Source organism: Nocardia grenadensis NBRC 108939, from assembly GCF_001613445.1.
GTDB classification, from domain to species: Bacteria; Actinomycetota; Actinomycetes; order Mycobacteriales; family Mycobacteriaceae; genus Nocardia; species Nocardia grenadensis.
Genome location: NZ_BDCJ01000050.1, coordinates 1 through 7,976 on the forward strand (window position 1 = coordinate 1; position 7,976 = coordinate 7,976).

2 protein-coding genes are annotated in these 7,976 nt (G+C 66.2%); both read right to left on the reverse strand.

Annotation, left to right across the window (positions count from 1 at the left end):
• On the reverse strand, nt 1–4,038 hold a 4,038-nt coding region (locus NGR01S_RS29585), incomplete at its 3' end, for a non-ribosomal peptide synthetase (RefSeq protein WP_245664837.1).
• A 325-nt stretch (nt 4,039–4,363) separates the two neighbouring features.
• A partial coding sequence (locus NGR01S_RS29590; protein WP_157107509.1) for a non-ribosomal peptide synthetase occupies nt 4,364–7,976 on the reverse strand: 3,613 nt, incomplete at its 5' end.

The following is a 7,976-nucleotide window of genomic DNA, read 5'->3' on the forward strand; positions in this document are numbered from 1 at the left end:
AAACACATGCTCGAGACTGCGCAGAGCCTCCGCCGGAGTATGCGCAGCGAACACACCAAGCATGGACGGGACGAAGTCGGTGACCGTCACCCGCTGCTCGGCGATCGTCCTTGCGAGGTACTCGGTATCCCGATGGCCGTCCGGCGTCGCCACCACCAAATGCGCACCCGCAGCCAACGGCAGGAAATAACCCCACAACGACACATCAAACGTCGTCGCCGTCTTCTGCAAATACACATCCGAAGCACCCAACGGGTACTCCGCCAGCATCCACGCAACCTGATTCGCAATCGCCGAATGCGGAACCGCCACACCCTTCGGACGCCCCGTCGAGCCCGACGTGAAGATCACATACGCCGTATTCGACGGCCGCACCGGCGCACGCCGATCCGCATCGGTCACCTGCGCGCTGTCGTAACCACTGGTCTCGAGAGTGTCCAGTGCCAGCACCGGCACACCCGTCCCCACGGGCACCGCACCGGAATCAGCCGTAGTCGTCAACACACACAGCGGTGCCGCGGTATCGAGAATGTAGCCGATCCGCTCCGCCGGATGCGCCGGATCCAACGGCACATACGCACCACCCGCAGCCACCACGGCATACATACCCACGACGAGATCCAGCGACCGCGACACCAACAACCCGACAAGAGTCTCCGGCCCCACACCCTGCGCGATCAAATGCCGCGCGAGCCGATTCACCCGACCCGCGAACTCACCATAGGACAGACTCGTCCCCTCGAACGAAACCGCCACCCGATCCGGATACGCAGCCGCCACCGCATTGAACCCATCCAACAACAACCCCGCCGGCAGCCGATGCTCGGTGGCATTCCACTCCGCCAGCACCCGAGCACGCTCGACCGGCGCCAGGATCTCCAGATCACCGACCGGCACTGCCGGGTCCGCCACCACCGCTGCCAGCAAGCGCACAAAGCGGTCGACGAATCCCTGGACGGTGGTGTGATCGAACAGAGCCGTGGCATAGGTCAGATAACCCGCGATCCCCAGGGGCGCACCGGATTCATCGTAGGAGTCGCCGAGGTCCAGGTTCAGATCGAACTGGGAGATCTTGGTATCGAACTCCACACCCGATACGGTCAAACCCGGCAGCTCGAGGCTAGGCTGTGCCAAGTTCTGGAAAGCGAAGCCGATCTGGAACAACGGATGCCGCGCCTGCGACCGCGCCGGATTGAGGACCTCCACCAAGCGCTCGAACGGCACATCCGCATGCGCGAACGCCGCGATATCGACCTCACGCTGCCGCGACAACAGATCCGCGAACGACTCCCCACGATCCACCTCGGTCCGGAAGACCAAAGTGTTGACGAACATACCGATCAGATCATCGAGCGCGGCCTCACCACGACCCGCAACCGGCGTACCGACAGTGACATCATCCGTACCCGACAGTCGCGACAGCAGCACCGCCAATGCCGCGTGCACGACCATGAACAACGTCGCGTTCCGCTGCTGCGCAACCCGCTGCAAACCGGCATGGACTTCGGCATCGACAACGACCCGCACCCGCCCGCCCGCGAAAGACTGTACGGCCGGACGCGGACGGTCGGCCGGCAGATCCAGCTGATCCGGTACACCAGCCAGCGCCGACCGCCAGTAACCGACCTGCTGCGCCGCGATCGATTCCGGATCGGACTCGTCACCCAGCAATTCGCGCTGCCACAACGCATAATCGGCGTACTGCACCGCCAACGGCGCCCAACCCGGCACATCACCGGCTGCACGCGCCGCATACGCGGTCATCAGATCCCGTGTCAACGGCCCCACCGACACGCCATCACCGGCGATATGGTGCACCACCATCGCCAATACGAACTCACCGGCCGCACCGTCTGCCTCGGGCCCGGCACCAGCGACAGTTGCGTCGTCCACCCGGAACAGTGCCACCCGCAACGGCACCTCGACCGTCACATCGAAACCCGCCGACGCCAACCCCGCCACCGCCGCCACCACATCCGCCGAGGCAACCGACCCCACCTGCAAACGCGGCGAGGTCTCCCCGACCGGCAATACCAGTTGCACCGGACCCGACGCGGTCTCCGGATACACCGTGCGCAATACCTCATGCCGCGCAACCAGATCCGACACCGCCGCACGCAGTGCGTTTACATCCAGCGCACCCGCCAATCGGATCGCCATCGGAATGTTGTAGGCGACCGAACCGCGATCGAACCGGTTCAGGAACCACATCCGCTGCTGAGCCAACGACAACGGCACCCGATCGGGACGCTCTCGCGCCACCAGCGGCTGATGGCCACCGGAGCCGCTCAGCTCAGCCAGGCGTACGGCGAACTCGGCCACTGTCGGGGCCTCGAACAACACCCTGGCCGGGATGCGGGCGTCCACGGTGGCGCCCAACCGACCCGCGACCTGGGCGGCGATCAGCGAATTACCACCCAGTTCGAAGAAATCGTCATCGGCACCGACCGGATCCACGGGATTCAGTAGATCGGCGAAAATGGCCGCGACCTGTTTCTCCAACGGGGTGTCCGGCGCCCGGTACGCCTTCGTCCGCAACTGCGGGTCGGGCAGCGCACGGCGGTCGATCTTGCCGCCCGGCGTCAGCGGAATCTCGTCGAGGACGGTGATACTCGCCGGAACCATATACGCGGGAAACCGGCTCGCGGCCAGCGCGAGCAGTTCATCAGGGTCGATATGGGCCCCATCCGCCGGATGCACATAACTGGCCAGCACCGTCGCGCCGCTGGGGGGCTCGTAGCCGACGGTGACAGAGAAATCCACCGATTCGTGCCCGGCCAGTATGGCGTCGATCTCACCGAGCTCGATCCGGAAACCACGGATCTTCACCTGGAAGTCGTTGCGGCCCATATATTCCAGCGATCCGTCGGCCAGCCAACGCACCAGGTCGCCGGTGCGATAGAGCCGGGATCCGTCGTCGGCGAACGGATTTGCCACAAAACGTTCCGCGCTCGAGCCGGGCCGGTTGCGGTAGCCGCGCGCCAATTGGGCGCCGCTGACGTAGAGTTCGCCTGCCACCCCCGTAGGAAGCGGGGAAAGCCGTTCGTCCAGTACATATTCGGTGATACCGCGGATCGGCGCACCGATGCCGACCGGCTCGTCCGGTTTCATCGGGGCACTGATATTGACCGCGACTGTGGTCTCGGTCGGGCCGTAGGCGTTGAAGAACTCGCGGGGGCGCCCGTCGGCCGTGGGAACGGCCCAGCGACGCACAAGATCCGGCGGACAGGACTCGCCGCCGGTGATGACGATGCGCAGATCGTTCAGACCTGCCGGGTCGACCGAGGCGAGCGCGGCCGGCGTGACAAAGGCATGGGTCACCCCTTCGTTGCGCAACAGCCCGGCCAAATCGTCACCGCCGTAGACCGTGGGCGAAACCACCACCATGGTCGCCGCCCCGCCCACCGCCAAAAGCAGTTCCAGCACCGAGGCGTCGAACGACGGAGAGGCGAAGTGCAGGGTACGAGCGGTCGTATCGACGCGATACCGTTCCCGCTGTTCGGCGCAGAACCCGGCGAGGCCGGCCTGGGTGATCACCACACCCTTCGGTGTACCGGTCGAACCCGAGGTGTATATGACATAGGCCGGATGCTCGGCGCGCAGCGGCCGCAGCCGCTCGTCGAAGGAGACCGGTTCGGCCGAGTACCGCAAAAGGCCGGCGGAGACCACCGCGCTGTCGATGGACACCCACTCCACCTCACCGGGCAATCCGGGCGATGATTCGGTGACGGTAAGGCCGAGGACGGCGCCGGAATCGGTGACCATATGCGTGACGCGGTCCATCGGATAGGTCGGGTCCACGGGCACATAACCGGCGCCGGTCTTGGCCACCGCCCATACCGCGACCACGGATTCGATCGAGCGGGTGATCCCGATCGCGACCAGGTCCTCCGGTCCGATACCGCGTGCGATGAGCAGCCGGGCGAGCCGATTGGAACGTTCGTCCAGTTCGGCGTAGGTGAGCCGGCCGAGATTACCGGTGGCGTCGGCGGAGCTGAGGGCGACACCCGAGGGGTTGGTCTCGACCGCTGTCGCCATCAGCTGGGGCAGGGTCGTGCCCCGAGGCCGCCGGGTCCGGGCGGGTCGTGTGCGCGCCGTTCGGGTCATGCCTACATCACTTCCTGGTGGTGGTCACACTGCTCACCGACAACCGAACCCATCAACCTGCCTGCCTTGTTCGCTTCCTCCGGGCGGTCCACCCGCCGACGGCAAACCGCTACCGAACTACCGGCCGGTGGCTCGTGCAAGGCACGTTCGATCGCCGCCGGACTCGCCGTCGTCCATCATTACATGGGCCGGAGGTACCCATCTGTTACCACCGAGGATGCCATCGCCCGGCGACCGGGGCCGCTACACCAACGACTCAGTCCAGCAGGGCGCCCAGATCGAGCACCTGCTCTACCTCCGCCCACGGCCCGTCCGGACGTCCCTTTTCCTCCAGGATCAACGCGGAGAGATCCTCCATGGCATCCGGCTCCAACTGGTCGAGCCCGGCCTGATCGATCCACAGGTGGGTGACCCATTCGTCGCCGAGCGTCTCGCCGGTCACCTCGGGTACCAGTACCACCGCCGCGCCTACCGCGCCGGCCGCCACGATCTCCACCACCGCGGCCGGGCCGTCGGTACGGCCGTACCGGAAGGTACGGGATTCGTAGGTCAGGTCGGTCACGGTGTGCACCTCGGCCACCATGGCGGCCAGTTCGTCGTATGAGAGGACACGGCCGCCGGTGGTGACGCATACCGGGTCGCCGCCCTGCAGCGGCCGGACCCGGTCTGCGTAGGTCACCGGCCGGGACGACTCCGCCGCTATCTCCCCACTACGTTCGGGATTGTCCAGGGCCAACCAGTCGACATCGGGCACTGCCGGTGGCACGTCCGCCACAATGCCGACCTCGACCGACAGACCGGCGGCCACGGCGGCATCCACCGCCTCAGCGGGTACCAGCGCCGCACCTGTCTTGAGCACCGCCCAGGTCGCCACGGCCGCGTCGACTCCGCGTCCGAGGCGCAGCACCACACCGGTCCCCGGCCCGTAACCCCGCCCGATCAGGACCCGGGCCAGCCGCGAGGAACGCGCGTCCAGCTCCTGATACGTGACCTCTTCCTCGCCCCACACCACCGCGGGGGCTTCCGGATCGTCCTCCACCGACGCGCGCAGCGTCTGCGGCAACGCGGTACCAGTGGTTGCAGCGGGGGCCACCGGCTGCGCGGGGGCCGCCATCCGGTCACGTTCGGCGGTATCGAGGATGTCGATACCGCCCACCCGGACCTGTGGATCAGCAGCTACCGCGGCGAGGATCCGCTCGAATCGGCGACCGAAGGATTGCACGGTCGCGTCGTCGAACAGATCGGTGGCGTAACCGAACACCGACCACAGTTCCCCGAAGCCGCCGTCCACATCCCGCTGTGGGTCGATACCGATCTGGAGATCGAACTTCGCAGCCAGTGCCTGCTCGCCCAGTGCCTGCACACTCAGACCGGGCAGCTCCAGGATGGGCTGTTCGGTGTTCTGGAAGGACAGCACCACGCTCAGGAGCGGGTTGTGCGCGGTGGCCCGGCCGGGCAATACCGCGCTCACCACCTGTTCGAACGGGATATCAGCATTCGAGAAGGCCGACAGGTCCGTCTCGCGGACATGCTCGAGCAATTCGGCGAAGGTCATATCGGGTTCCACCTTGGTACGCAGTGCCAGGGTGTTGACGAACATACCGACGAGATCGTCGAGCTCCTGTTCTCCACGTCCAGCGATCGGAGTACCGACAACGATATCGTCGGCGTTGGTCAGCCGGGACAACAGCACCGCCACCGCCGCGTGCATCACCATGAACAGCGTCACACCGTGCGCTCGCGCCGACTCGTCCAGCGCCCGATGCACCCCGGCATCGATGGCGAAACTCGTCAGTCCACCACGCATGGACGGTACCGGCGGACGCGGCCGGTCCAGCGGCAGTTCGACATCCACGGCGACCCCGTCGAGCTGTTTCTGCCAGTACGCCAACTGGCCGGCAGCTGCCGAAGTCGGATCGGTCTCGTCACCGACCACTGCGCGCTGCCACAACGCGAAGTCCGCGTACTGCACCGGCAGCGGCGACCAGCCCGGCGAGTCGCCGCCGACTCGAGCCAGATAGGCCGTCATCAGGTCTCGGGCCAGCGGCGCCAGCGAGGCACCGTCGGCCGCGATGTGGTGCGCGACAACCGCGAGCACATGCTCGCCCGGCGCGGTTTCGAGCAGCAGTGCCCGCACGGGGACCTGCTGGGTGACATCGAACCCGGTCGACATCAGCTCGCCGATCCGAGTCACCGGATCAGCGGCGGGTGCCACCTCGAGCGCACCGCCGAGCGCCTGCGCGACCGGGAGGACCTCCTGGTACGGCGTGTCACCCGGGCCGACCGGGTAGCGAGTACGTAGCGTCTCGTGCCGTTCCAGCACATCGGCGACCGCCGCGCGCATAGCCGTGACATCCAACACACCCGACAACCGGATCGCCATCGGGATGTTGTAGGCCGGCGAACCAGGATCGAACTGGTTGATAAGCCACATCCGCTGCTGTGCCAACGACAACGGCACGAACTCCGGACGCGACTGCGGCACCAAGGCACTACGCCCACCCGACCCCGCGTGCCGCTCCACCCGAACCGCCAACCCGGCCACCGTAGACGCCTCGAACAGAGCCCGCACCGGCACCGTCGTGTTCAACGCCTTACCCAACCGCGCCGCGACCTGCGTCGCAACCAACGAATTACCACCGAGAGCGAAGAAATCATCCTCCGCACCCACCCGATCCACACCGAGAACCTCGGCGAACACACCGGCAACGATCTCCTCGATCGGAGTCGACGGCGCCCGGAACTCCCGCGCCTCGAACACCGGCTCGGGCAACGCCTTACGATCCAGCTTCCCGTTGACATTCAACGGCAACGCATCCAGCTCCACGAACACCGACGGCACCATGTACGACGGCAACCGCTGCCCGAGTTCGGACTGCATACGCCCAGCATCCAGACCCGCTCCACCGACAGCCACCACATACCCGACCAACCGATCCCCGGTCCGCGGATCCGTGGCGACCAGCACCGCGGCCTGCGCGACCTCGGGCAACGCCAACAACGCCGCCTCGATCTCCCCCAACTCGATCCGGAAACCACGAACCTTCACCTGGAAATCGGACCGGCCCACATAATCCAGCTCACCCGCCGCAGTCCAGCGAGCCACGTCACCGGTGCGATACATCCGCTGCCCCACCACGAACGGATCCGCCACAAACCGATCCGCACTCAGATCCGGCCGCCCGAAATACCCATCCGCCAACTGCACACCCGCCAGATACAACTCACCCGCGACACCATCGGGCACCGGCTGCAACCGCGAATCCAACACATACACACGCGAATTCCACTGCGGCACACCGATCGGCACCGAACCCTGATCGGCCTCGGTCACCTCATGCGTGGTGACCGACACCGCCGCCTCGGTCGGACCATACAAGTTGAACAACCGGACACCCGCGAACTCGGCAAGCACCTTGCGCGCCGTCGCCGCCGGCAGCGCCTCACCGATAGCCAACACCCGCCGCAGCGAGCCCGGCAAGCCTTCACCCGTGCTCAACAACGCATCCAACATCGACGGAACAACCGCCAACGTGGTCACCCGTTCCCGAGCCATCAGCTCATTCAGATACAACGGATCCCGATGCCCATCGGCCTCCGCGATCACCAACCGGCCACCGGACACCGCCGCCGACCAGAACTCCCACACCGACAAATCGAACGTCGCCGCGGTCTTCAACAACACCGCATCCGTCGCGCCCAAACCGAACTCGGCGACGAGATAACGCAACTGGTTCACAACCGCCGCATGCGGAACCGCCACACCCTTCGGACGACCCGTCGAACCCGACGTGAAGATCACATACGCGGTATTCGACGGCCGCAACGGCGCCACACGCTCGGCATCAGACACCGGCGCCGCGTCGAAA